This is a genomic window from Marinobacter salarius (assembly GCF_032922745.1).
In the GTDB taxonomy this organism is placed as follows: Bacteria; Pseudomonadota; Gammaproteobacteria; order Pseudomonadales; family Oleiphilaceae; genus Marinobacter.
The window spans coordinates 3,093,953-3,117,364 of sequence record NZ_CP136693.1; the positions used below are offsets into that span (position 1 = coordinate 3,093,953).

The window sequence follows — 23,412 nt, forward strand, 5'->3', positions numbered from 1 at the left end:
TCGGTTGACTCCGGCTCCAGAGACAAGGATAGCATAAACGTGGAAACTACGTTCCCTATCGCACAATCGCCATCGTAAACAGGATTATAGCGAACAGAAAAACATCTGCCTGGGAATGGACTATGGCGCTAATGGTTGTGATCCTGTATTCAATGACCCATGGTCAGCCCAACGTCCAGCCAATCACGTGAGATCTTGAACGCTGCAAACGATAGAGCTTCAGCCCGTGAGCCCGCCAAATCCGGCGGACCGTGTCCGGACTTGTGTTTGTCATTGCTCTGCCATCGAACGGGTGCTCCAATGCATCACATTGACCGGACAGGATTGTGCCGTCAAACGCACAATCTCCTCGGTAGCAACTCGTACTTTGCGATCGCCACGAGGACGGTCCTGGCGCAGCGGGTAGCTGCGGTTATAGTCCTCGTTCCATTCCGCTAACTTCGCCATTACAGTGGTTGCATCACGAAGATCGATCAGGTAAGGATGGTCCCATTTGAATCTCTCATGAAAGTCTCAGCCATGCCGTTGTCCGTCAGCCATTCCAGCGGTTGCGGAACACGCTTAGACTGGCCGAAGCAATATTCCAGACTTTTCAAAAGTAAGTCCCGAACCTTCTCGACGGTGATGCAAATGGTCATCGCCACGTATCGCCTCAGTTCCCGATTACAGCAGTCCAGGCTGAACGCGGCAAGAAGGGTTACGTTCTCGGCCACGCTCTGACGAAACAAGGTCAGGTGCATAAAAGCAACTACCAGTGAAACGCTGGTATAAAGTTCGCGACGTAGCACCTGCAAAGTCCGGTTACTTGGGATATCCTTGATGGTACCGCTAAAAAAGCTGGTGGTTATGTGCGTGCCATCACCGCCATGTTGTCATAGCCCAGTTTGGGCGCGACATTGCAGCCAATAATCATAAACGCCCCCTGACCTATGGCATCCAAAACAAGAAATAACTGGTGCAGATGCCGCACGAAGAGAGCAATCACGATGGTGACCGGGCCACGGTAATGGTCAGATAGATATTGCGAGGGCGCTGGGTCCAGGTGACCGGGAAGTTACCCAGAAGAAGGTGCCGGACAGTTCCGCCACCAAGGGCCTGGCTGCAATGGCCGGGGAGATTGTGCTGTGCTGATTCGGTTCGGCAGCCTGCAGGAAACAGACGGCTCCGCTGATTCTGGAAGGCATTGGCCACGTGCCATGGGTCGAGTGTCCGACGCTACTTGCCGAGTTATTGCTCAAACATCCGGGCTGACTAAAAGGGGCCAATGCCTATATTGGCCCCTGCACAAAAGATCAGAAGAACGCCTGAAGCCCGGTCTGGGCTCGACCAAGAATCAGGGCGTGCACGTCGTGGGTGCCTTCATAGGTGTTCACCACTTCCAGATTCACCAGGTGTCGCGCCACCCCGAATTCATCACTTATGCCGTTACCCCCGAGCATATCCCTGGCCAGGCGGGCAACATCCAGAGCCTTGCCACAGGAATTGCGCTTCATGATGGAAGTGATCTCGACAGTCGCCGTGCCCTCATCCTTCATCCGACCAAGACGCAGGCAGCCTTGCAGGGCCAGGGTGATGTCGGTCTGCATATCTGCCAGCTTTTTCTGGATCAGTTGATTGGCGGCCAGAGGTCGATTGAACTGTTTTCGATCAAGCACGTATTTACGTGCGGTGTGCCAGCAGTCTTCGGCAGCGCCGAGGGCACCCCAGGAAATACCGTAACGGGCGGAGTTCAGGCAGGTGAACGGCCCCTTCAGCCCCCGCACGTCCGGGAAGGCGTTTTCTTCCGGCACAAAGACGCCGTCCATCACGATTTCACCGGTGATCGAGGCCCGCAACCCTACCTTGCCGTGAATCGCCGGGGCAGTCAGGCCCTCCCAGCCCTTCTCCAGCACAAAGCCGCGAATCGCGCCGTCGTCGTCCTTGGCCCAGACCACGAACACATCAGCGATCGGGCTGTTAGTGATCCACATCTTGGTGCCGGTCAGGCGGTAACCGCCGTCCACCTTGCGGGCGCGGGTCGCCATGTTGCCGGGATCGGAGCCATGGTCTGGTTCGGTCAACCCGAAACACCCAATCCATTCTCCGGAAGCGAGTTTGGGCAGATACTTCTGGCGGGTTTCCTCATTACCGAATTCGTAGATGGGCACCATCACCAGGGATGACTGCACACTCATCATGGACCGGTAACCGGAGTCCACCCGCTCCACCTCCCGAGCGATCAGGCCATAACACACGTAGTTCAGGCCGCTACCGCCGTATTGCTCGGGAATGGTAGATCCCAGCAGGCCGGTCTCGCCCATTTCCCGGAATATCTCCGGATCGGTCTGTTCGTTGCGGAAGGCTTCCAGCACCCGGGGCCGGAGCTTACTTTCGGCAAACTGGCGAGCACTTTCGCGCACCATACGCTCGTCTTCGGTCAGTTGCTGGTCCAGCAGCAGCGGGTCTTCCCAGTTGAAACTTGCTTGGTTGGCCATGTCGGTTGTCTCCGATTGTTGATCTTGTCTTGATGGCGGGTGGTCAAGCCACCTGCTGTGACGCCTGCCGGGGTATCTCCAGCAGGGCCGAATACTGTCCGAGGTGGAAGTCGTCATCCCCGAACTGATGAGTCAGCATCACCATGCGCTTGGCGTGGTGGGCCAATGAATATTCCCAGGTCATACCAATACCGCCGTGCAACTGGACAGACTGCTCGGCAATCAGCTGTGACGCCCGGGCCACGGTGAACTTGGCGGCCGCAAGCCGTCGGCTGCGACTTTCCGAATCCGGGTCGTCTGCCACACAGGCCGCAAGAATGGTCATGGAGCGCGCCAGCTCGAGCTCGCCACGCATTTCAGCCATCCGGTGCTGGAGCGCCTGGAACCGGCCGATTGCGGCACCGAACTGCTGGCGCGTTTTCAGATAGTCCAGAGTCAGCCGGAAGGCCTCCTCCATACTGCCCACCGCCTCGGCGCACTGCGCGGCAACCGCACGGCCACGCTGATAGGCCAGCGCAGGCGCGGCCTTACCCGCCGGCCCGAGCAGGCTGTCCGCCTCAACATAGACATCAGCCAATGCAAGATCACAGGCCCTTGGGCCGTCTATGCAGGGGTAGCCGGTGCGCGAAACACCCTCAGCCGCCGGGTCCAGCAGAAACAGGCTTACGCCTTCACCATCACTCATCCGGGCAGTGACCAGGATGGTGTGGGCAAGCTCGCCGCCGATCACTACCCGCTTGCGGCCGCTCAGACGCCAGCCCCGTTCACAGGGCACCGCCTGGCATTCAATCGCCTCCGGATGGTAGTGGCTACCTGCTTCCTCGTCGGCCACCGTCAACAGACGCTCGCCTGCCGCCACCGCTGGCAGAATCGACTGCCGCTGTTCGGCGGAACCCAGTTGCTCAACCAGGCCGGCAGCATAAATCTGGGAATGCAGGTACGGCTCAAGACACAATCCCCGGCCGAGCTCCTTCATCACCAGCATGGTTTCCACGCCTGTGCCGCCAAAGCCTTCGTACTCGGCAGCAATGGGCACCGAGGTAATGCCCAGTTCCGACAACTGGCGCCAGAACTCCGGACTGTAACCGCGGGGGCTCTGATAAAAAACCTCCCGCTGCTCAAAACTGTAGGTGTTGCGGACCAGACGCTCGACCGTATCCGCCAGTATCTGTTGCTCTTCGTTCAGTTCAAAATTCATGATCCCCTCCTACAGTTCCAGAACCAGCTTGGCGATGATGTTCTTCTGAATTTCGTTGGACCCGCCGTAGATAGACAGCTTGCGCAGATTAAAGTACTGGCTGGCCGGCGACGCGCTGTAATCCTGATACAACGGCTCGCCATGGAAGTCCGGTTCCAGCTCCGGTTCCAGGAACGGCAGCGCGTTCGGCCCGAGTGCCTTGCGCATCAGGTCTGTAATCGCCTGACGGATCTCCGAACCCTGGATCTTCAGCAACGAGCTCTCCGCCTCCGGCACCCCACCATCGCGGGTGGCGGCCAGAATGCGAAGGGTGCTCATCTCCACCGCCATCAGGCGCATTTCCAACTCGGCGATCCGGGCGCGAAAAAGGGGATCGTCAATCCGTGGTTGGCCGGCCACCGTCTCGGCACTGGCAATCTGCTTGAGGTGTGCCAGCGCCGCTTTTGACTGGCCAATACCGGCCTGGCCAGTGCGCTCGTGAGTGAGCAGATACTTGGCACAAGTCCAGCCCTTGTTCTCCTCGCCCACCAGGTTGTCCACCGGCACCCGAACGTTGTCGAAGAACACCTCATTGACCTCATGTTCACCATCGAGGGTGATGATCGGGCGCACGGTAATGCCTGGCGTATCCATGTCGATCAGCAGGAAGGAGATGCCCTCCTGCTTCTTGGCGGAAGGATCGGTGCGAACCAGGCAGAAAATTCGGTTGGCATGTTGGCCCAAGGTGGTCCAGGTCTTTTGACCGTTGACTAGGTAATGATCGCCATCCCTCTCGGCCCGGGCTTTCAGGCTGGCCAGGTCGGAGCCGGCGCCGGGCTCGGAATAGCCCTGGCACCACCAGTCCTCGCTGCGCAGAATCCGCGGCAGGTAAAAATCCTTCTGGGCCTGGGTGCCGAACTTGATGATTACCGGCGCCACCATGTTGACGCCGAACGCCACCAATCTGGGCGCTCCAGCGGCGGCGCACTCCTCGTCAAAAATGTGCTTCTGCACCACAGACCAGCCGGTACCGCCATACTCTTCCGGCCAGTTCACCGCATACCAACCCTTCTGGTTGAGAATCCTCTGCCAGCGCTGATGATCCTCTTTGGCAAGCCGACGGCCCAAACGGACCTTCTCTGCAATGTCGGTCGGAAGGTTCTGTTCCAGAAACGCCCGCACCTCACTGCGGAAAGCCAGCTCTTGGGGGGTGAAATGAATATCCATAGTCGCTCCTGAGCTTTTAAAGGTTACCGGTGCTTCCACTGGGGCTGACGTTTCTCGAGAAAAGCAGTCATACCCTCGTTGCGATCCTCGCTGGAAAAACTGGACCACAGCAGCCGGCGTTCGTATTCAACGCCCGCTCTCAAAGGGGGCTCGAACGCCTGGTTCACAACATCCTTGTTGATCATGGTGGCCATCTGAGAGTAACCGGCGATTTCCGCTGCCACCGCGAGGGCTGTTTCTATCAATTCCCCGGCTGGCACGCCCCGGCTGACCAGGCCGCTGCGTTCAGCTTCCTGCGCATCCATCATCCGACCGGTTAGGCACAGGTCCATGGTCTTGGCCTTGCCAATGGCCCTGGCCAGGCGCTGGGTTCCTCCAGCTCCGGGCAGGGTGCCAATCTTCACTTCCGGCTGGCCGAAACGGGCGTTATCGGCGGCTATCAAGAGGTCACACATCATCGCCAGTTCACAGCCACCGCCGAGTGCCAGCCCCGCCACCGCGGCAATCACCGGCTTTCGGCATCGGGTCACGGTTTCCCAATTGGCGGAGATGAAGCGCTCACGGTAGGCCCGGGAAAAGTCCAGGGCATCGACTTCCGCAATATCCGCGCCGGCGGCAAAGGCCTTCTCGTTGCCGGTAATGACAATGGCGCGGATGGCCTCATCCGCCTCCAGGACTTCCAGAGCAGAGGTCAGCTCGTTCATCAGCGCGTTGTTCAACGCGTTGTAGACCTTTGGTCGGTTGAGTCTGACCAGGGCCACAGCCTCGTGCTTTTCAAGCAATATGTTGCTGTACTCCATAACCATCTCCACTAACAGCATTTTTCTTATTACTTCCTAATGAAAGCTATGGAAGCTTATTTTTCCGATTTCTAGAGGCTACACCCGAATATTTTTTAAGGCAACATGTTGACATATTATTTTGAGAAGGCGTATGTTGTAACTGACAAGGCAACGACCTGCTTATGCGGGCTACCCCCAACAAAAACAAACCGGACACAACAGGTGAATCAGATGGATACAGGCATCACTCTCAATCCGGAACGCCGTACCGCCATGCTGGAAAGCGGCGCCTGGAACGACAAACTCATTACCGACTACCTGGATCAGGCAGTCGCCAGCACCCCGGACCGGGAAGCCATCGTCGGCTACCAGGTCACCAGCGACACCCGCACCGCCCTCACTTATCGGGAACTCAATGACAAAGTCACCCGCATGGCAGCGGGCCTGGTGGCCCTGGGCATCGGGAAAGGTGAGGTGGTGGCCTGCCAGCTACCGAACTGGTGGCAGACCACCGCCCTGCATCTGGCCTGCGTCCGAGTCGGTGCCATTCTCAACCCGCTGATGCCCATCTTCCGGGCGCGAGAACTGCGCTTCATGCTCAAGCATGGCGAGACCAAACTGCTGGTAATTCCAAAGGTCTTTCGTGGCTTTGATTACGAGGCCATGATTGACGGCATTCGCGGGGAGCTGCCGGATCTCGAAACCCTGCTGGTCATCGGCGGAGAGGGCGAGCGCAGCTTTGAACAACGTTTGCTGGAGACGCCATGGGAGGAACAATTCGATACCAAAGCCCTGTTTGCCGAATACCAACCCACCGCCGATGACCCCACCCAACTCCTTTACACTTCTGGCACCACTGGCGAGCCCAAGGGGGTGATGCACACCTCCAATACACTGTTATCCAACGTACGACCCTATTCTGATCGGCTGCATCTGACTTCCGATGACAAGGTTCTGATGGCCTCTCCGGTCGCGCACCAGACCGGCTTCATGTACGGCATCATGATGCCGGTTTACCTGGGGACCACCGCTATCCTTCAGGACATCTGGGACGCCGAGTACGTCTGCAAGGTGATTGCCGCCGAGAAACCGGCCTTCACCATGGCCGCCACGCCGTTCCTGGCAGATCTGGTGAAAACCGCACCCAAGCACGAGGGCGAACTGGACTCTCTGAGGATCTTCGTCTCCGCCGGCGCGCCGATCCCCAGTGCCGTGGTTGAACAAGCTGGCAAGGTGCTGAAGGCAAAGATTGTCTCAGCCTGGGGCATGACCGAAAACGGCGCAGTCACCACGACCTGTCCGGAAGATCCCCCTGAGCGAGCCAGCCAATCCGACGGTAAGCCCCTACCCTACACGGAAGTAAAAGTAACCGACTTTCAGGACAACGAACTGCCGACCGGAGAAGAAGGTAATCTGCTCTTTCGAGGCTGCAGCCTGTTTGTCGGCTATCTCAAGCGACCGGAACTCTATGGCGTGGACGATGAGGGCTGGTTCAGCACCGGCGACCTCGCACGCATCGACAAGGACGGCTACATCCGCATCACCGGTCGCACCAAGGACGTGGTGATTCGCGGTGGCGAGAACATCCCAGTAGTGGAAGTGGAGAACCTGCTCTACAAGTACCCGGGCATTGCTGATGCGGCACTGGTGGGTTGTCCGGACGAACGCCTGGGCGAGCGTCTGTGTGCCTACGTCACCCTCGACGGGAACGCCACCGATCTGACCCTGGACCAGGTCAAGGCCTATCTGACCGAGCAGCAACTGTCCAAAAACTACCTGCCTGAATACCTGGAAGTGATCGAGGCCATGCCTCGCACCGCATCCGGCAAGATCCAGAAATTCAAACTGCGCGAGCAGGCCAGAGATGTTCGCCTGGAGCCGGCCAAGCGCGGTTAATCCCATTGATCTAACAGCTACAGGAGCAAGTCATCATGAGAGGCCTTAACGGAAAAACAGTCATCGTGACCGGCGGCGGGGGCGGCATTGGCCGCGCCGTGTGTCAGCGCTTTGCTGAAGAAGGCAGCCTGGTGGCCGTATTGGACCGTGATGAAAGCGCAGCTCAGGTCACGGCAAGCCTGATTACCGAAGCCGGGGGCAAGGCCCGCGCCTACGCCGCCGACATCACCGACTACTCAGCGATTACTGACACCGTGGCGACCATCGAGAGCGATCTGGGCGTGCCCACGGTGCTGGTAAACAATGCCGGTTTCGACCGCTTCATGCCGTTCCTGAAAACCGAGCCCAAACTCTGGGACCAGCTGATCGCAGTGAACCTCACCGGCGCTCTCAACATGCACCACGTTGTGTTGCCCAAAATGATTGCCGCCGGTGGCGGCAAGGTCATCAACATTGCCTCCGACGCGGCACGGGTCGGCTCCTCCGGCGAGTCCGTCTACGCCGCCTGCAAGGCTGGCCTGGTGGGGTTCAGCAAGACCGTGGCCCGGGAACTGGCCACCAAGAACGTGTGCCTGAACGTGGTCTGCCCCGGCCCCACCGACACCGCACTGCTCAAGGGCGTGGCGGAAACCGCCCCAAATCCGGAGAAGCTACTGGAAGCCTTCCGCAACGCGGTGCCCATGAAGCGCCTGGCCCAACCCGAAGACTACCCCGGCGTCATCGCCCTGCTCGCCAGTGAGGATGCCAATTTCATCACCGGCCAAGTGATCAGTGTATCCGGCGGCCTGACCATGGCCGGCTAAGCCACGAGTTACACGATCAAGGAGAACACACCATGAATTACGAAGACATCCTGTACGACGAAAACAATGGCGTCGCCACCATCACCATTAACCGGCCGGACCGTTACAACGCTTTCCGCGGCCTGACCTGCATGGAGCTGCTGGACGCTTTCAACCGCGCCGGCTGGAACAAGGACATCGGCGTCATCGTGTTCACCGGCGCCGGTGAAAAAGCCTTCTGCACCGGCGGTGACCAGGGCGCCCACGAAGGCCAGTACGACGGCCGCGGTCTGATTGGCCTGCCGGTGGAAGAGCTGCAACGCACCATCCGCGAAGTACCCAAGCCGGTGATCGCCCGGGTCAACGGTTTCGCCATCGGCGGCGGCCAGGTGCTGCACGTGATCTGTGATCTGAGCATTGCCTCGGAAACCGCCGTCTTTGGTCAGGTCGGCCCGAAAGTCGGCTCGGTGGATCCCGGCTTCGGCACCGCTTACCTGGCGCGGGTTGTCGGTGAGAAGCGCGCCCGGGAAATCTGGTACCTGTGCCGCAAGTACAGTGCACAGCAGGCACTGGATTGGGGCCTGGTCAACGCCGTGGTGCCACCGGAGCAGCTGGACCAGGAAGTACAGAAGTGGTGTGAGGAAATCCTGGAGAAGAGCCCCACCGCTCTCACCATCGCCAAGCGCTCGTTCAACGCCGACAGCGACAACATTGCCGGCATCGGCGCCCTCGGCATGCAGGCCCTGAGCCTTTACTACGACACCGAGGAATCCAAAGAAGGCGTGAAGGCCTTCAAGGAAAAGCGTAAGCCAGAATTTCGCAAGTACTACAAGTAACGGCCAGATCGCCCGGAGATCACCATGAATTTCGCATTTAATGAAGAACAGAACGCGATACGCGACGTTGTGGCCCGCTTCAGCGCCGAGGTGCTGGCTCCGGGTTATCGCAAGCGCGACCAGGAAGGGGTTATCGAAAAGGATGTCATCCGCCAGCTCGGCGAGATGGGCCTGCTCGGCGGCGAGCTGCCCGAGGAATTCGGTGGCAGCGGCATGGACTGCGTTACCAGTGGCCTGATCATCGAGGAAATCTCCAAAGGGGATTTCAATGTCGGTTATATCCCGCTGCTGACTTCCCTGAACGGTCAGATCATTGCCAGCCACGCTGCACGGGACCTGGCGAAGGAGTGGCTGCACGGCATGACCAGCGGCCAGAAAGTGGCCTGCATCGCCCTGACCGAACCCCACGGTGGCTCCGACGCCGCCAACCTGCGCCTCAAAGCAGAGAAGAAGGGCGACGTTTACGTGCTCAACGGCGAAAAAACCTCCATCTCCATGGCCGACCAGGCCGACGTAGCGGTGGTGTTTGCTAGAACCGGAACGGTGGAACAACGCGCCTCCGGCATCAGCGCGTTCCTGGTGCCCATGGACACGCCGGGCATCACCACGACCCGTTTTGAGGACAACGGCCAGCGTGCTATCGGTCGCGGCTCGATTTTCTTCGATAACGTGGAAGTGCCCGCCGTCAACATGATGGGCGACGAGGGTAAAGGCTTCAAACAGGTCATGCAGGGCTTTGATTATAGCCGCGCCCTGATTGGCCTGCAGTGCCTGGCCGTCGCGCAACAATCCCTGGAGGAAGCCTGGCAATGGCTGACCGAGCGAACCGCCTTCGGCCAGAACCTGTCCGCGTTCCAGGGTCTGACTCATCCGCTGGCTGAATACCAGACCTATGTTCATGCTGCGCGCATGCAGTGCTACCACGCACTATGGCTCAAGGACAACAACCAGCCCCATAACGCCGAAGCCGCCATGAATAAATGGTGGGGGCCAAAATTGGCCTTTGATGTGGTGAAACAGTGCCTGCTGGCCCACGGTCATACCGGCTGGGGTGAGGACCTGCCGTTTGCCCAAAGGTTACGGGACGTCCTTGGCCTGCAGATTGGTGACGGTACTGCGCAGATCATGAAAAATATCATTGTGCGCGAATACCTTCCCAGGTGATGCGCCCCATGTCCTCCGCGATTCGGGGTGCCGGAGATAGTCTGCCCTGGCCGGAAAACCAGGACAGCTCTAAAGGAGCACAAATGATCGTCAACGAATCCGGAGGCATACCCAACCGGCTGTTTTTTCGCCTGTTCCAGACTGGAAACATTTTGCAGCGCAAGGTTCAGAATGAGATGGGCATCAGTGCTGTGCAATGGGCGGTACTGGGTGCATTGTCTCGAGAAGGATTCGAAGACGGTACCTCATTCCATCAACTGAAAGAGTACCTTTACGTCAGTCGCCAAAGCCTCGATGGCGTCCTCAAACGAATGGAAAGGGATGGGCATGTCACTCGGATACCGGACCCCCAAGACCGCCGGGCTCGACTGGTAGTACTGACCGAATCTGGTCGGACTTTCTGGTACCGACTGCAAGATACTATTGCGGAGTTTTACCGACAGGCCATGCGAGGGATGAGTTTTGACGACGGCGCCAGCCTGCTTCACCTTCTGAAAAAACTTCAGCACGAACTTATTGACGTTTCGCTGGAATCGACCGTCCCAGAACATAATGATACTGAGAATCTCGAAGCCGAATAACGCCCCACTCAGCCCGCTTGACCAAATCATCTTGTTCTCCAAGGCCTCGACCAGTCGCGGTATGAACTTCCTGGCCGCGTCGAAATTCGTATCAGGGAGCAACACCGCAAATTCATCGCCATCGATGTGTGCCGGGAAGTCGCCGCTACGAAGGCCGGACCTGAGAGTACCCCCACGACTTTGAGCACTTTGCCCCCTCTGCGTGGCCGTAGTCATCGTTAATCGGCTTGAAATTTTCCAGATCAATACTGATTAGCGTGAAATGCTGATCGTATCGAGAAAGACGTTTGATGGAGCGTTCAAGCCCTGCCCGAAAGCTCTGGATGTTAGCAATGGACGTGAGAGGATCTGTCCGGGCGGGCAATCACTCCTGATCCAGTGCGTTCCGTAGCCCGACCACAAGGTATCGCTGCTCAGACAATTCCTGATAAATCGCCAGAGTGTAACTTCCGCAGGCCAACCTAATCTGCCGCAGGATAATAACGATGGCGGAAATCTGGCTCCGGATTCCTCTTATAACCGGGATAGGGGGGGCCATGAGGCTACCCCCTTCCCACATCGCCCGGCAAGCGGGTCCGCACCCAACGGTTCGAGGAGTTGAGGTGTCATGAGAGACGCAGCACACTCAACCGGTTGAAATAGGCAATCGTTAGCACACTATGGATCGCAGACGGGCTATTATGCCACCAGCGGCGACTCAAGGCCGCCACCAATTCCGCAAACCCAGGGGCTTGCGCTTACGCAAAAGCTCCCGGTAGGTGGTCTCGACCGAACACGCAGGGTAACTGTGCTTTTAGAGTCGTTGATCTTCAGGCGCAGTTTTCCGTAACAATGTCGCAACAGCCACATCAAACGCTCACCGGCTTTCGGACTGCGAACGTAAACGTTGCGTCGAGTCTCCCTGGGTTACTCCCCCCCCCCCGAGGCGCTCACAGAACCGTATGTGAACCTCTCAGCTGATACGGCTCCTCTTATCCAACCCTATCCATACAACAGCGGCCAGTGCGCAAACAGCCGAGGGTTCTGCCGGGCAATTAGGTCCAGCCAATGGCTGGCCCGCCGGCGATGCCCCCTGAGTCGCTTGAATTTTCGGGTCGCCACTTTTCACGAGACGTCGGTTTATTTGCCGCGGCATCGGATACAGGGCCGACTTGTAAAAGACAGCGTAGTACCTGACCCAACCCCTGATTCGCGCATTGAACATATTCGGAAGTGTCTCTCCAACCTCGGCTCCAGGGCCTGCTTGACCGCCATCTGGGCGATACGATCCGACACTGCTGGGATACCCAGAGGCAGGGTCTTGCCATCGCTCTTCGGGATAACGACCCGCTTGACTGGTGGCGGTAGGTAGCTGTCCGACGCCAAACGATTCCAGAGCTTGTAGAGGTTGTTGATCAGACCCTTTCAAAGTCCTCGATCGACTGACCGTCAACACCTGCCCCGCCTTTGTAGGCCTTGGCTCGCTTGTATGCTTCCCACACCTGACGCTTGGTGATGGGAAAGGGTTTGGCCTGGTTCATGAGCGTCCTCCCCCGCAGGGTTGCGCCCACGTCACAGGCGGGATAAGTCAACCCCTTCGCTCCCGTCCCATTACAGGACGTTCTTCACTACCGCTCGCCCTGCTCGGCAGCGCCAAATATCCGATTCTTGTTCATCGGCTCACGGTTTACGATCTACGCTTCCTCCCCACGGTCGGTCACCCTTCCGCAGTTGCGCTTCATTTCGCTCGCTGTGGCCTGCTCACGGGAGGACTTGCACTCCCAGGAGTGCGCCCATGCCGGGCGCACCAAAAAGCCCCCCCCCCCAAGGAGGGGCACAAAACTAGGCTTTCGCCCATCACCCAACAATGAGGCTTTACAATGCTCGCTGCAGTTCAGGAATCGCTTCGAATAGATCTGCGACTAAGCCATAGTCGGCCACTTGGAAGATCGGAGCTTCCTCGTCCTTGTTGATCGCAACGATCACCTTGGAATCCGACATGCCGGCCAGGTGCTGGATGGCACCGGAGATACCAACGGCGATGTACAGCTGTGGCGCAACGATCTTGCCGGTCTGGCCGACCTGCATGTCGTTGGGTACGAAGCCGGCGTCGACCGCGGCGCGGGACGCACCAACAGCGGCACCTATCAGATCAGCTACCTGCTCCAGCATCTTGAAGTTTTCGCCGTTCTGCATGCCACGGCCACCGGAAACCACGATACCGGCACTTGCCAGGTCAGGACGGTCAGACTTGGCCAGTTCTTCATTAACGAACTGGGACAGGCCTGCGTCTTTTACAACGTCCAGGGCTTCAACCGTGGCGGAGCCACCTTCACCGGCAACCGGATCAAAGGCAGTCGGGCGGACTGTGATCACCTTGATGCTGTCCGTGGATTTGACAGTGGCAATGGCGTTGCCGGCGTAGATCGGGCGAACGAAGGTGTCTTCGGACTCCACACGCATGATGTCGGATACCTGGGCAACGTCCAGCAGCGCAGCAACCCGCGGCATGAAATCCTTGCCAACGGTGCCGGCGGCGGCCAGGATATGACTGTAGCTCTTACCTACCTCGGCAACCAGCTCCCCCAGGTTTTCACCCAGAAAGTGGCCATACACGGCGTTGTCAGCAACCATTACCTTGCTAACGCCATCGGCCTTCGCTGCCGCCTGTCCTACTGCACCGCAGTTCTCGCCGGCAACCAGTACGTCGATATCGCCACCGATGGCCCTGGCAGCAGCCACAACGTTCAGCGTCGCCTGCTTCAGCTCGCTGTTGTCATGTTCAGCAATTACAAGGATGCTCATTCAGATCACCTTCGCTTCGTTCTTCAGTTTGTCCACCAGCTCAGCCACGTCAGCAACCTTCACGCCTGCCTGGCGAGCGGCCGGAGCCTCTACCTTCAGGGTAGAAAGACGCGGAGCAAGCTCAACACCCAGGTCAGCCGGGCTCATGGAGTCCAGCGGCTTCTTCTTGGCCTTCATGATGTTCGGCAGGGAAGCATAACGCGGCTCGTTCAGGCGCAGATCGGTGGTCACCACCGCAGGCAGATTCAGGGCAACGGTCATCAGGCCGCCGTCTACCTCACGGGTAACGTTTACCTTGTCGCCTTCAACAACCACTTCCGAGGCAAAGGTGCCCTGCCCCATACCGGTCAGCGCAGCGAGCATCTGGCCGGTCTGGTTGTTGTCGGAATCGATGGACTGTTTGCCGAGAATGACCAGCTTGGGCTCTTCTTTCTCAACCACGCTCTTGAGCAGCTTGGCCGCTTCGAGAGACTGAACCTCTTCGTCTGTTTCGATGTGGATACCACGGTCGGCACCCAGAGCCAGAGCGGTACGGATTTGCTCCTGGCAGGCCTTCGGGCCGATGGATACCACCACGATTTCGCTGGCAACACCCTTCTCTTTCAGGCGAACCGCTTCTTCAACAGCGATTTCGCAGAATGGGTTCATTGCCATTTTGACGTTGGCGAGATCAACGCCGGTGTTGTCCGGCTTGACGCGCACCTTTACGTTGTAGTCGATAACTCGTTTTACAGCGACCAGAACCTTCATCTCTCACCCTTTTATTTTCTTCAAACACTTTCAATCAGAAGCAATATCCTGACCCACACCCACACACTATTGTGCACAGGGCATATCCTCCGCTGCGCTGCAGCTGGTGAGCGGCAGTCATCAGCAGGCGGGCGCCCGACATGCCTAACGGGTGGCCGAGGGCAATGGCGCCTCCGTTCAGGTTACTCCGGGGGCGTCATCGGCGATCCCTAGCTCACGCAAAATCGCCAGGCCTTGAGCGGCAAAGGCTTCGTTTAGCTCGATCACGTCGATGTCGGCGATGGTGATATTCTGTTTCTCCATCAGTTTTTGTACTGCAGGCACAGGCCCAATAGCCATAGTGCGAGGATCCACACCAGCGGCTGCCATGCCGAGGATCCTCTCCATGGGCTCGAGTCTGTGTTTGCTTTACAGCTGCCTTACTTACGACTAGCATCGCCGCTGCGTCGTCGTTGACGCCGGAGGCCTTGCCGGCGGTCACACAACCGTTTTCTCGAAATGGTGTGGACAGCGAAGCGAGCTTCTCCAGCATGGTGCTGCGGGGATACTCGTCGGTATCAAAGACCAGCGGGTCCTGCTTTCGGCGCGGGATGGACCCCGGTACGATTTCTTGGGCGAACACACCTTGTTGTTGCTCTCGAGTAGCCTTCTGCTGGGAGCGGAAGATGAACAGATTCTGGTCTTCTCGGGAAATGTTGAATTGTTCGGCAACGCTCTCGGCCGTTTCCGGCATAGAATCGATGCCGTACTGTTCCTTCATCTGGGGGTTTACGAAGCGCCAACCGATGTTGGGGTCTTCGATTTTTTGATCCCGAGAGAAGCCTGAGTCCGCCTTGCCTAGGACATAGGGGGCTCGATACATAGATTCCACGCCGCCTGCTAAAACCAGGTCCAACTCACGAGCGCGGACGGCGCGGAAAGCAGTGCCCACAGCGTCCATGCCGGAACCGCATAGCCAGTTGAGGGTGGTACCGGGTACGGAAATGGGCAAAACAGCAAGCAACGCGGACATGCGGGCCACGTTGCGGTTGTCTTCGCCAGTCTGGTTGACGCTGCCCATCATGACTTCGTCGATGGCTACCCAATCCAACTCCGGCGCTTCCTGAAGCACGGCCCTAAGAATATGGGCGGCTAAGTCGTCCGGGCGCACACCGGCAAGAGTGCTGCTGAGGCGGCCGATAGCCGAACGGCGCGGATGGCAAAGAAAGACATTCATTACTTTAAAACCTCATTTAAGCCTGAAATCAGCAGAGCGCGTGTTTTAGAATAAAATGAAGAATAGAAAATAGCAGGGGAGGGAATAACCCTGCAATTAGATAATTTCGATAAAATCTATGCCTTTATTGCATAGATTGGTTGGCAATCGGAAAGTGGCCACTATTTGTCGGAGTCAAACAGAACCTTGTCGAGACTGATCGAGTTTCGCTTGAAAATTCCTGTATCCGGCGGTGCAACCAAAAAAATTGTTCATCGGCCAATGGAGAGTACCGTAAGTGCCTGTTCTTTTTATTGATCATAGGTGATTGCGAGGTCAAGCTTTTACTGAGAAACCATCTGCTAGAGCGTGCCACTCACTGGCTGACCTTACCGCGTGAGGTTACATGTGGGTAGAGTCAACTTCTCCGACGTGCACGCCGCCTTTCTCCCGCTGGCCTTGGCCCCGCCGATCCTGATCGGGCTTGCCTGGGCGCTGCTCAAGAAGCAGGAGCGTTAGCCCTGCATCTTGCCAACGTTGGTTATCTTGGTGTCAAGGAGTTCCGCAGCCTGCTGCGCGACCCGATCATGCTGCTGATTGTCTACGCCTTTACTGTATCGTCTACACCGCGGCCACAGCCATGCCGGAGACTCTCAACAAGGCACCGATCGCAGTCGTGAACGAGGATCGTTCGCCGCTGTCCTGGCGCATCGTCAGCGCCTTATTTCATGCCTGTCAACGGACATCATCAATCAGGCTGAGATGGACACCCGCATGGATGCCGGGCTCGACACCTTTGCCCTGGATATCCCGCCGGAATTCCAGCGCGACCTGCTGATAGGGAAGCGGCCCACGATTCAGCTCAACGTCGATGAGTCAGGCGTTCGCCCGCAGCGGCTATATCCAGACCATCGTGAACGATGAGGTGCGCACCTTCGTTCATCGCTACCGCGAGGTTCCGGAGCTGCCGGTGGACCTGGCGCTGCGGGCGCGCTTCAATCCCCAGCTCAATAAATCCTGGTTCGGTGCTGTCATGCAGGTCACGCCGTTCGAGATCATGAGCAGCAAGGTGTGCGCCATGGCCCTGGTGGTCCTTGCCTCCACCGCCTTCGCACTGACCGCGGTGGTGCAGGGTTGGCTGTCCGTACCGATCCAGGGCTCGCTTTCGCTTTTCCTGGTCGGGGCGGCGTTGCATCTTTTCGCCACCACATCCATGGGGATATTCCTGGGCACCGTCGCCCGCTCCATGCCCCAGTTCGCATTGCTACTCATGCTGGTGCTACTGCCGCTGCAGATGTTTTCGGGCGGTTCGACACCGCGGGAGAGCATGCCGGATGCCGTCCAGTACATCATGCTGGCCACGCCCAACACGCATTTCGTGATGTTGGCCCAGGCGATTCTCTACCGTGGCGCGGGCCTCACAACCGTCTGGCCGCAGTTCCTGGCCATCGCTGTTATCGGGGCCACCCTTTTTGGCTTTGCTCTGACCCGCTTTCGGAGGACGCTTAGCACAATGGGCTGAAGCACGTAACAAAAGCCAGTGTTGACTCGCTGGCGCCACCAGGCTCGTTTTCAAGGAGGTGGTTTCGCCTTCAAGGGGAAACAGGGCCAGTGTCACCGGACATAGGAAACTGACCCTTTACGGTCAAAATTACTGACCCACCTTTGTTTTAATAAGGGCCGACTCGACAGGAGGGCGGCCCATGCTGACAAAGGAAGCCATTATGGAAATCAAGATTTTATCCCGGCAGGGTATGAGTATTCGAGCCATTAGCCGGAAGCTGGGGGGGGGCACGGAATACCGCGCGCAAATACTTGCGGGGAGAGGCTCTGAAGCCCCCGGATCGAAAAGGTCCGGAGCGGCCATTCAAAGCGCCCTGGAGGGGTATGACCAGTGGCGGGAGAAAAGGGCCGCTTGAAATATATAGATGCCTAAGGAGACTCTCAATAAGTCTCAAAATCAGCGATAATATGGCCATCGCCAACTGCAGAGGATTCGTTGCCACCATGGATCAGATCACCTTCTCCGAAGCCGAGTACCAGAACAAAAAGCGCAAGACCCGTCGCGAGATCTTTCTGGAACGGATGGACAAGCTGATTCCCTGGAAGCAGTTGGAAAAGAAGGTAGCCCGTTATTACCCCAAGGGCCAGAACGGTCGGTCTCCGTATCCGCTGCCTGCCATGCTTCGAGTTCACTGCACGCAACTGTTCTATAACCTGAGCGATCCGGCGATGGAAGACGCTCTTTACGAGATCGAATCCATGCGTCACTTCGCTGGCCTGAAGCTGGATCGCTTGCCGGACGAGACGACCATTCTCAACTTCCGGCATTTCCTGGAGCAGCATGGTCTTGGCAAGGCGCTGTTTAACGAGGTGAACAAACACCTGGAGAAAAACGGCCTGATGCTGCGTGAAGGTAGCATTGTAGATGCCACCATTATCTCTGCTCCCAGCTCCACCAAAAACAGCACCGGCAAGCGCGACCCGGAGATGCACCAGACCAGAAAGGGCAACGAATGGCACTTCGGTATGAAGATGCACATTGGTGTCGATGACACACTGGGCCTGATTCATAGCATCGATTCCACTGCTGCCAACGTTCACGACATTGTGCCCACCGACAAGCTGCTGCACGGTGAAGAGCAACGAGTCTTCGGCGATGCCGGGTACCTTGGCATTCAAAAGGGGGATGAGCATAAGCACCGCGAGAACGTCTCCTGGTTCATTGCCAAACGGCCAGGCACCCGGAAGAAGCTGGATGCCGACAAACTGAAAGCCGAAAAAATCAAAGCCAGTGTTCGTGCCAAAGTGGAGCATCCCTTCCGCTACATCAAGCAGATCTTCGGCTACAGCAAAGTCCGCTATCGGGGCCTTGCCAAGCACAACAACCGGCTTCATTTGCTGGCTGCGTTCAGCAACCTGCTGATCGGTGAAAAATACAAGCTGGCGGAAGGCGAGTGCACCTGTTTTCCGTCAAAATGGCGGGAAACAGGCAAGAAACATACAAATAACGGGGAAAAAACGTCTGCAATTCCCGATTTTTGCTGTTTTGAAACAACATCGGCAAAAATCACCGGTTATTCAGACCTTCCCTAATGTTTATACTATAAAGCTGTTTCACCCGATTCTGACCAACCAACCATGAGATACGCCCATGAAAATCGTTAAAGTTCAGGACATCATTGGTACCGAGCGTGAAGTCAGCGACAAGCAGTGGACCAGCCGCCGTCTGCTGCTCAAGAAGGACGGAATGGGATTTTCCTTCCACGAAACCATCATCAAGGCAGGCTCCGAGCACACTTTCTGGTACAAGCACCACCTGGAAGCCGTTTACTGCGTTGCCGGTAACGGGCGCATCAAGGACCTCGCCACGGGTGAAGTTCACGAGATTACCGACGGTACCCTCTACGCCCTGGACAACCACGACAAGCACACCCTGTACGGTGGTACCGAGGACATGCGCCTGATCTGCGCCTTCAACCCGCCGGTGACCGGCCAGGAAGTTCATGACGAGGACGGCGCCTACCTGCCGGACAGCAGCGATAACTGATCCGCCCTGATAGGGCGGCTGATCTGACCGCTGGCACACCCATGCCGGCGAGTCCCGATCTTGGTGGCGCCACCACTGGCACGTTTGTCCGGCCTGCGCCTGGGCACTGGTACATAATGAGACGGGCTATGACCACAACATGGCTGCGGCTAGCATGTGAAGGCGCTATCGGAAGCACACAAGTACGTTACACAGAGTTTCCACAGAGGTAGCCACCACCGCAATTGCATGGCTTTTTGATTGATGGTGCACAACTGGCCGTTCGCAGGCGGTCCAGTCGATTCTCTTGCCCATCTGCACCAGTTCCTGCCGGGGGTTAAGGATGTCTTCGAGGTAGGTTTCCAGCAGATCTCTCTGTCGGCCGGGGCTTAAATTGATGGCTTTGCGCAGCACAGGAAACGGAATTCATGACCTCATTGCAACAGAGTGATCCTGAATCGACAAGTTCCAAAAAGGGCTTTTTCCGGAAATTGCCGAAAAGGCATTTGGACACTTGGCTTAGTCTTGATGTTTATGGACATCTCATCCGAGCTTGTTTACAGCCTCTTGCCGAGATTCATGACTACGCTCGGTGCATCCATGGTCAACATAGGGATCATTGAAGGCTTTGCCGAGACCCAGCAATCGAACAAGACTGGTCTGGGACTGCCCTCGGTATGACCAAGAGCAGTCAAGCATTTGATCTACCTGTGTCATGAGGCTTGCGCCGTATTTTACAGAGAGTCAAGAGGCCTCTGCGCCGGGACTGTGCCAGACCTAATCCTTCTTATGATCCCGGTACCCGGCCATCATTTTCATCATCCAGCCCGGATATTCCTCCGGTATACGGCTCACCTCGTCGAGAGCATTAAGTTCTTCGCCAGACAACCGGATCTGCGCTGCCTGGATATTGGCTTTCAGCTGCTCCGGCCGCTTGGCGCCAACAATGATGCTGGTCACGGGTTTTTGGTGTAACAGCCACGCCAGGGCGATTTGGGCCACGGTAACCGGCTCGCCGTCGATCTGCTTTCCGTCGGCAATCTCCCGCATCACCTTGATGACTTCGCTGCCCCGCTCGCGGTCGACAGGCGGAAAGTCAAACTTGGCACGCCGGTTTTCCTCGGACACGTCCGGCCCCTCATATTTACCGGACAGGTAACCCCCGGCCAGTGGGCTCCACACCATCAGACCGACGTTCTCAGATTCCAGCATCGGAATAATATCTCGCTCCAGGTCGCGACCCACGAGGGTATAGTGGGCCTGCAGGGATATGATCGGGCACAGGTTGCGGGCCTGGCTGATGCCGATGGCTTTCATCACCTGCCAGGCGGCCCAGTTGGACAGACCCACATAGCGCACATGGCCCTGTTGCACCAGGGTGTTCAGTGCCTCCAGGGTCTCCTCGATCGGGGTGGCCGGGTCAAAACCGTGGATCTGGTACAGGTCGATATAGTCCGTTTGCAGCCGCGCCAGGCTCGCCTTGCATTCGCTCATGATGTGGCCCCGGGAAGCACCGCGGGCATTGGGGCCCTCGCCCATCGGACCGAGCACCTTGGTGGCCAACACGACCTCTTCCCGGCGAACGCCGAGGTTCTTCAGGGACTGGCCGACGATGCGCTCGCTGGCGCCGAAACCATAGATGTTGGCGGTATCGATAAAGTTGATCCCCGCCTCCAGGGCGATCTTCACGAGTTCGTCGGCCTGTTCCTGCTGCAACTGGCCGATCAGGCCCCAGATGTCCTCATCGCCGCCGAAGGTCATGGTGCCCAGGCACAGTTCGGATACGAACAGCCCCGAGTTGCCCAGCGACTTATAGTCTGGACGATTGTCTCCATCGAACAGTGGTAAACTCTCAGTTGCCATGTTGCACCTCATCATGCTTTTCGGTTGGTGTTCCAGAATTCACTGTAAATACTGCCGGTTTCGGTTTGTTTGCACTCGCTTGTGTTACTGGGTGAAGATGGCCTTATAGAAACGCATAGCGCCCTCCCAGGAGCGGGCGGCAGCCTCTTCGTCGTAACCAACCGGCATACCAAACTTTTCGGCGATCCTGTCGGCGCCCGGGTTGGTGAATGAGTGCAGCACTCCGGGGAAGCTCACCAGTGTCAGATCGACTTCGGCATCCTGCATCTCTTTGACCAGGCTCGCCACCTGATCCGAGGGGACCAGCTTGTCGGCACCGCCGGTATACACCTGGACCCTGGCTTTTACGGACCCGGGTTCAGCCTGGAGGGGGCTGCCGAGCGCACCGTGGAAGCTGACAACGCCGTCCAGATCGACACCCATGCGCGCCATGTTGAGAACAACGGCACCGCCAAAGCAGTAACCTTGTGCTGCAATTCGGGACCCATCAACACTTTCGTGGTTCTTCAGGATGTCCATCGCCTTCATGAAGCGCGCCTTGACCTGGTCCATGTCCCTGGTGGCTTCCTGCATGAATTTCTGGGCAGTATCGGGATGGTCGGCTTGTTTGCCAGAGCCATACATATCCAGCGCAAACGCTGTATAGCCGGCGGAAGCAAGCCGTTCCGCCTGATTCCGGGCGAATTCATTGTGCCCCCACCATTCATGGACCACCAGAACCCCCGGGCGCTTTTGCCCGAATTCATCATCCCAGGCCATGTAGCCGGTAAAGGTCTCGTCGCCGACTTGATACTCAATGGTTCTGGTTTGCGTTTCTGCCAGTACCTGCGTACTGGCAACAGTGAGTGACAGCGTGGCTGCTGCCAGTGCTGTTTTCAGGGTGCTCATCATCTGTTTGCTCCTTTTCGCTCGTTATGAGTCAATTTGCGTAGCGATTATGTACGGGTAGACATCGACCAAAGCTCACAGGAAATGTCGCCACGTGAGCGAACACGAATTTAATCGCTCGCTCAAAGCGCGATTCCTGTCCCGTCGTTACTGGCAGCGGGCGCGCAGCAGTCGCGTTGCGGCATCAAACACGGCGAGGTCTTCTTCGGTGCGCGCGGCAAGGTGGGCTCCTTCCAGCATCGCCAGGGTCGCCTGCGCTTCATCGGCGGGACCCAGGATGGCCGAGACGGATCCATCCCTGTGCCCCAGCTCAAACGTTGCTGTAATCCACTGCAAGACCATTGCGCGAATGGCGCCGACTCTGGCAATGACAGTGTCGGACAGGCTTTCGCGGCAGGTCGAAAAAGCAATGCACAGGCAGACCGTTTGTCCATCATGTAAGGCCCCGCGGTACAGGGCAATGAGTGCCTTGAGGCGCGCGCCGGCGCTGGCATGGGCTGCATCTATCTCGGTCAGACCCTGCTGCAGACTGGTCTGATAGCGCTCGATCAAGGCTTCGGAGAGCTTCGCCTTGGTGGGGAAATGATAATGGATCGAGGCCTTTCGAATGCCGATGGCCTCAGCCAGATCCGCATAGCTGAACCCGTCAAAGCCCCGTGACCGAACGGTGTGCTCGGCAAGGTCCATCAGGGCTGTTCTGGTATCACGGTTCATGGTTATTCACCTGTTTGCCTTTGCAATCCCGCTATTGCCGGGCCTTATACCCTCGGTGCCCCGGCAAATCGCAGGTGCCCCGTTTTCATCCAGATCTTGGCGCCGCCGTCCCCGGCCGCCACGGACAACCTGTGTCCTTCAGGGAGGCGCAGCCAGTCATGCCTGGCCAGCATCTCGCCATCCCTGGTGACCGAACCTTCGATCACCAGCAGCTCGATTCCGCCGGGCGCCTCAGAGGTCAGTGTCGCCCCCGCATCGAGCTGGCTGTAGGTCACGATCTCACGATCGTCCTCATGCAGCTTTGTGGTGGCAACGCCGCCCACTGGGGCGCCCAGCCCGGCCTCCATATTCTTGCTGAACTGGGTGCGGTCGGCCAGGTCGAACTGCCACAGTTTCACAAATATCGTGCAGCCCGTTTCAGAGCCCGGAATATGTGACGTGGTTGGGGGGTTGCGCACATAGCTGCCCGCTGGGAAGTCACCGTGCTCATCCTGGAACACGCCATCGAGTACGATGAATTCTTCTCCACCGGTGTGGGTATGTGCCGAGAAATGACTCCCCGGCGCATAACGAACGATGGTCGTGGCGCGGGCAACTTCCTCCCCGATCCGGTCCAGCATGCGCCGCTCCACGCCTTTCATGGGCGAGGGCTGCCATTCAATCTGGTCGGAATGCATAACCACCGGTTTGGAGAAATCTGCATTAATCTCCATGATATTCCTCCCTTTTTGGCCTTCATGTTTTCCGCGCTTGCATGAAACCCGAGGGTA

Annotated in this window: 20 protein-coding genes and 4 pseudogenes; 9 read left to right on the forward strand and 15 right to left on the reverse strand. The window is 57.7% G+C overall.

The features are described from left to right. Positions 1 to 399: 399 nt before the first annotated feature. The 6 genes and pseudogenes from R1T46_RS14255 to R1T46_RS14280 all read right to left on the reverse strand — a co-directional run. Positions 400 to 686 (reverse strand): annotated as a pseudogene (locus tag R1T46_RS14255) (IS3 family transposase); the annotation flags it as partial. A 295-nt stretch (positions 687 to 981) separates the two neighbouring features. After that, positions 982 to 1,191 (reverse strand): TRIC cation channel family protein, encoded by a 210-nt coding sequence (locus R1T46_RS14260; RefSeq protein WP_198515525.1) that lies wholly within the window; start codon positions 1,189 to 1,191, stop codon positions 982 to 984. 101 nt (positions 1,192 to 1,292) lie between these two features. Beyond that, positions 1,293 to 2,474 carry an acyl-CoA dehydrogenase gene (locus tag R1T46_RS14265; RefSeq protein ID WP_317305892.1) on the reverse strand — a complete coding sequence of 394 codons (1,182 nt, stop codon included), beginning with the start codon at positions 2,472 to 2,474 and terminating at the stop codon, positions 1,293 to 1,295. 43 nt (positions 2,475 to 2,517) lie between these two features. Then, positions 2,518 to 3,672 (reverse strand): acyl-CoA dehydrogenase family protein, encoded by a 1,155-nt coding sequence (locus tag R1T46_RS14270; protein ID WP_213480056.1) that lies wholly within the window; start codon positions 3,670 to 3,672, stop codon positions 2,518 to 2,520. A 9-nt stretch (positions 3,673 to 3,681) separates the two neighbouring features. After that, complete coding sequence (locus tag R1T46_RS14275) at positions 3,682 to 4,878, reverse strand: acyl-CoA dehydrogenase family protein (protein ID WP_213480055.1); 1,197 nt, start codon at positions 4,876 to 4,878, stop codon at positions 3,682 to 3,684. 23 nt (positions 4,879 to 4,901) lie between these two features. Beyond that, positions 4,902 to 5,678 (reverse strand): enoyl-CoA hydratase, encoded by a 777-nt coding sequence (locus R1T46_RS14280; protein ID WP_213480054.1) that lies wholly within the window; start codon positions 5,676 to 5,678, stop codon positions 4,902 to 4,904. A gap of 213 nt (positions 5,679 to 5,891) precedes the next feature. Here R1T46_RS14280 and R1T46_RS14285 point away from each other — a divergent pair, with 213 nt between their 5' ends. From R1T46_RS14285 to R1T46_RS14305, 5 genes are all read left to right on the forward strand, one after another. Then, positions 5,892 to 7,556, forward strand: a complete 1,665-nt coding sequence (locus R1T46_RS14285; protein ID WP_213480053.1) for an AMP-binding protein — start codon at positions 5,892 to 5,894, stop codon at positions 7,554 to 7,556. 35 nt (positions 7,557 to 7,591) lie between these two features. Beyond that, positions 7,592 to 8,359: an SDR family NAD(P)-dependent oxidoreductase gene (locus tag R1T46_RS14290; RefSeq protein WP_213480052.1), complete on the forward strand. Its 768-nt coding sequence runs from the start codon at positions 7,592 to 7,594 to the stop codon at positions 8,357 to 8,359. A 32-nt stretch (positions 8,360 to 8,391) separates the two neighbouring features. Next, positions 8,392 to 9,174, forward strand: coding sequence for an enoyl-CoA hydratase-related protein (locus R1T46_RS14295; protein WP_213480051.1), 783 nt, complete (start codon positions 8,392 to 8,394; stop codon positions 9,172 to 9,174). Between the two features lie 24 nt (positions 9,175 to 9,198). Further along, the gene (gene aliB, locus R1T46_RS14300; RefSeq protein ID WP_213480050.1) at positions 9,199 to 10,338 is read left to right on the forward strand and encodes a cyclohexanecarboxyl-CoA dehydrogenase; all 1,140 of its coding nucleotides are present in this window, start codon (positions 9,199 to 9,201) and stop codon (positions 10,336 to 10,338) included. Positions 10,339 to 10,421: 83 nt separating this feature from the next. Continuing rightward, positions 10,422 to 10,919: a MarR family winged helix-turn-helix transcriptional regulator gene (locus R1T46_RS14305; RefSeq protein WP_213480049.1), complete on the forward strand. Its 498-nt coding sequence runs from the start codon at positions 10,422 to 10,424 to the stop codon at positions 10,917 to 10,919. A gap of 145 nt (positions 10,920 to 11,064) precedes the next feature. Here the strand turns inward: R1T46_RS14305 and R1T46_RS21635 are convergent, their stop codons facing one another. From R1T46_RS21635 to R1T46_RS14325, 5 genes and pseudogenes are all read right to left on the reverse strand, one after another. After that, complete coding sequence (locus tag R1T46_RS21635; protein WP_100690011.1) at positions 11,065 to 11,283, reverse strand: GGDEF domain-containing protein; 219 nt, start codon at positions 11,281 to 11,283, stop codon at positions 11,065 to 11,067. 1,030 nt (positions 11,284 to 12,313) lie between these two features. Further along, positions 12,314 to 12,439, reverse strand: coding sequence for a hypothetical protein (locus R1T46_RS14310; RefSeq protein WP_266099147.1), 126 nt, complete (start codon positions 12,437 to 12,439; stop codon positions 12,314 to 12,316). A gap of 334 nt (positions 12,440 to 12,773) precedes the next feature. After that, positions 12,774 to 13,703 (reverse strand): electron transfer flavoprotein subunit alpha/FixB family protein, encoded by a 930-nt coding sequence (locus R1T46_RS14315; protein ID WP_213480047.1) that lies wholly within the window; start codon positions 13,701 to 13,703, stop codon positions 12,774 to 12,776. Continuing rightward, complete coding sequence (locus tag R1T46_RS14320) at positions 13,704 to 14,453, reverse strand: electron transfer flavoprotein subunit beta/FixA family protein (RefSeq protein ID WP_213480046.1); 750 nt, start codon at positions 14,451 to 14,453, stop codon at positions 13,704 to 13,706. It lies immediately after the preceding gene. A 30-nt stretch (positions 14,454 to 14,483) separates the two neighbouring features. After that, positions 14,484 to 15,669, reverse strand: a pseudogene (locus R1T46_RS14325) (acetyl-CoA C-acyltransferase). A 500-nt stretch (positions 15,670 to 16,169) separates the two neighbouring features. On the opposite strand from R1T46_RS14325, the pseudogene R1T46_RS14330 reads away from it, so the two are divergent. From R1T46_RS14330 to R1T46_RS14345, 4 genes and pseudogenes are all read left to right on the forward strand, one after another. Next, a pseudogene (locus R1T46_RS14330) lies at positions 16,170 to 17,170 on the forward strand (ABC transporter permease). 181 nt (positions 17,171 to 17,351) lie between these two features. Continuing rightward, positions 17,352 to 17,567 (forward strand): hypothetical protein, encoded by a 216-nt coding sequence (locus R1T46_RS14335; RefSeq protein WP_317305894.1) that lies wholly within the window; start codon positions 17,352 to 17,354, stop codon positions 17,565 to 17,567. An 88-nt stretch (positions 17,568 to 17,655) separates the two neighbouring features. Continuing rightward, a pseudogene (locus R1T46_RS14340) lies at positions 17,656 to 18,594 on the forward strand (IS5 family transposase); the annotation flags it as partial. 208 nt (positions 18,595 to 18,802) lie between these two features. Continuing rightward, positions 18,803 to 19,198 (forward strand): ectoine synthase, encoded by a 396-nt coding sequence (locus R1T46_RS14345; protein ID WP_091703156.1) that lies wholly within the window; start codon positions 18,803 to 18,805, stop codon positions 19,196 to 19,198. A 756-nt stretch (positions 19,199 to 19,954) separates the two neighbouring features. On the opposite strand, the gene R1T46_RS14355 is transcribed toward R1T46_RS14345, so the two are convergent. The 4 genes from R1T46_RS14355 to R1T46_RS14370 form a co-directional block, all read right to left on the reverse strand. Further along, entirely contained in the window at positions 19,955 to 21,040 is a 1,086-nt protein-coding gene (locus tag R1T46_RS14355; RefSeq protein ID WP_213480045.1) for an aldo/keto reductase, read from the reverse strand. Between the two features lie 84 nt (positions 21,041 to 21,124). Then, entirely contained in the window at positions 21,125 to 21,931 is an 807-nt protein-coding gene (locus R1T46_RS14360) for a dienelactone hydrolase family protein (protein ID WP_213480044.1), read from the reverse strand. Positions 21,932 to 22,075: 144 nt separating this feature from the next. Next, positions 22,076 to 22,642 carry a TetR/AcrR family transcriptional regulator gene (locus R1T46_RS14365; protein WP_150994175.1) on the reverse strand — a complete coding sequence of 189 codons (567 nt, stop codon included), beginning with the start codon at positions 22,640 to 22,642 and terminating at the stop codon, positions 22,076 to 22,078. Between the two features lie 44 nt (positions 22,643 to 22,686). Next, entirely contained in the window at positions 22,687 to 23,355 is a 669-nt protein-coding gene (locus tag R1T46_RS14370) for a cupin domain-containing protein (RefSeq protein ID WP_213480042.1), read from the reverse strand. Positions 23,356 to 23,412 lie beyond the last annotated feature (57 nt).

Coding starts and splice junctions, on each gene's coding strand:
- R1T46_RS14265 (WP_317305892.1), bottom strand. CDS start 2,474: ATGGCCAACCAAGCAAGTTTCAACTGGGAAGACCCGCTGCTGCTGGAC.
- R1T46_RS14270 (WP_213480056.1), bottom strand. CDS start 3,672: ATGAATTTTGAACTGAACGAAGAGCAACAGATACTGGCGGATACGGTC.
- R1T46_RS14275 (WP_213480055.1), bottom strand. CDS start 4,878: ATGGATATTCATTTCACCCCCCAAGAGCTGGCTTTCCGCAGTGAGGTG.
- R1T46_RS14280 (WP_213480054.1), bottom strand. CDS start 5,678: ATGGAGTACAGCAACATATTGCTTGAAAAGCACGAGGCTGTGGCCCTG.
- R1T46_RS14285 (WP_213480053.1), top strand. CDS start 5,892: ATGGATACAGGCATCACTCTCAATCCGGAACGCCGTACCGCCATGCTG.
- R1T46_RS14290 (WP_213480052.1), top strand. CDS start 7,592: ATGAGAGGCCTTAACGGAAAAACAGTCATCGTGACCGGCGGCGGGGGC.
- R1T46_RS14295 (WP_213480051.1), top strand. CDS start 8,392: ATGAATTACGAAGACATCCTGTACGACGAAAACAATGGCGTCGCCACC.
- aliB (WP_213480050.1), top strand. CDS start 9,199: ATGAATTTCGCATTTAATGAAGAACAGAACGCGATACGCGACGTTGTG.
- R1T46_RS14305 (WP_213480049.1), top strand. CDS start 10,422: ATGATCGTCAACGAATCCGGAGGCATACCCAACCGGCTGTTTTTTCGC.
- R1T46_RS14310 (WP_266099147.1), bottom strand. CDS start 12,439: ATGAACCAGGCCAAACCCTTTCCCATCACCAAGCGTCAGGTGTGGGAA.
- R1T46_RS14315 (WP_213480047.1), bottom strand. CDS start 13,703: ATGAGCATCCTTGTAATTGCTGAACATGACAACAGCGAGCTGAAGCAG.
- R1T46_RS14320 (WP_213480046.1), bottom strand. CDS start 14,453: ATGAAGGTTCTGGTCGCTGTAAAACGAGTTATCGACTACAACGTAAAG.
- R1T46_RS14335 (WP_317305894.1), top strand. CDS start 17,352: ATGCTGACAAAGGAAGCCATTATGGAAATCAAGATTTTATCCCGGCAG.
- R1T46_RS14345 (WP_091703156.1), top strand. CDS start 18,803: ATGAAAATCGTTAAAGTTCAGGACATCATTGGTACCGAGCGTGAAGTC.
- R1T46_RS14355 (WP_213480045.1), bottom strand. CDS start 21,040: ATGGCAACTGAGAGTTTACCACTGTTCGATGGAGACAATCGTCCAGAC.
- R1T46_RS14360 (WP_213480044.1), bottom strand. CDS start 21,931: ATGATGAGCACCCTGAAAACAGCACTGGCAGCAGCCACGCTGTCACTC.
- R1T46_RS14365 (WP_150994175.1), bottom strand. CDS start 22,642: ATGAACCGTGATACCAGAACAGCCCTGATGGACCTTGCCGAGCACACC.
- R1T46_RS14370 (WP_213480042.1), bottom strand. CDS start 23,355: ATGGAGATTAATGCAGATTTCTCCAAACCGGTGGTTATGCATTCCGAC.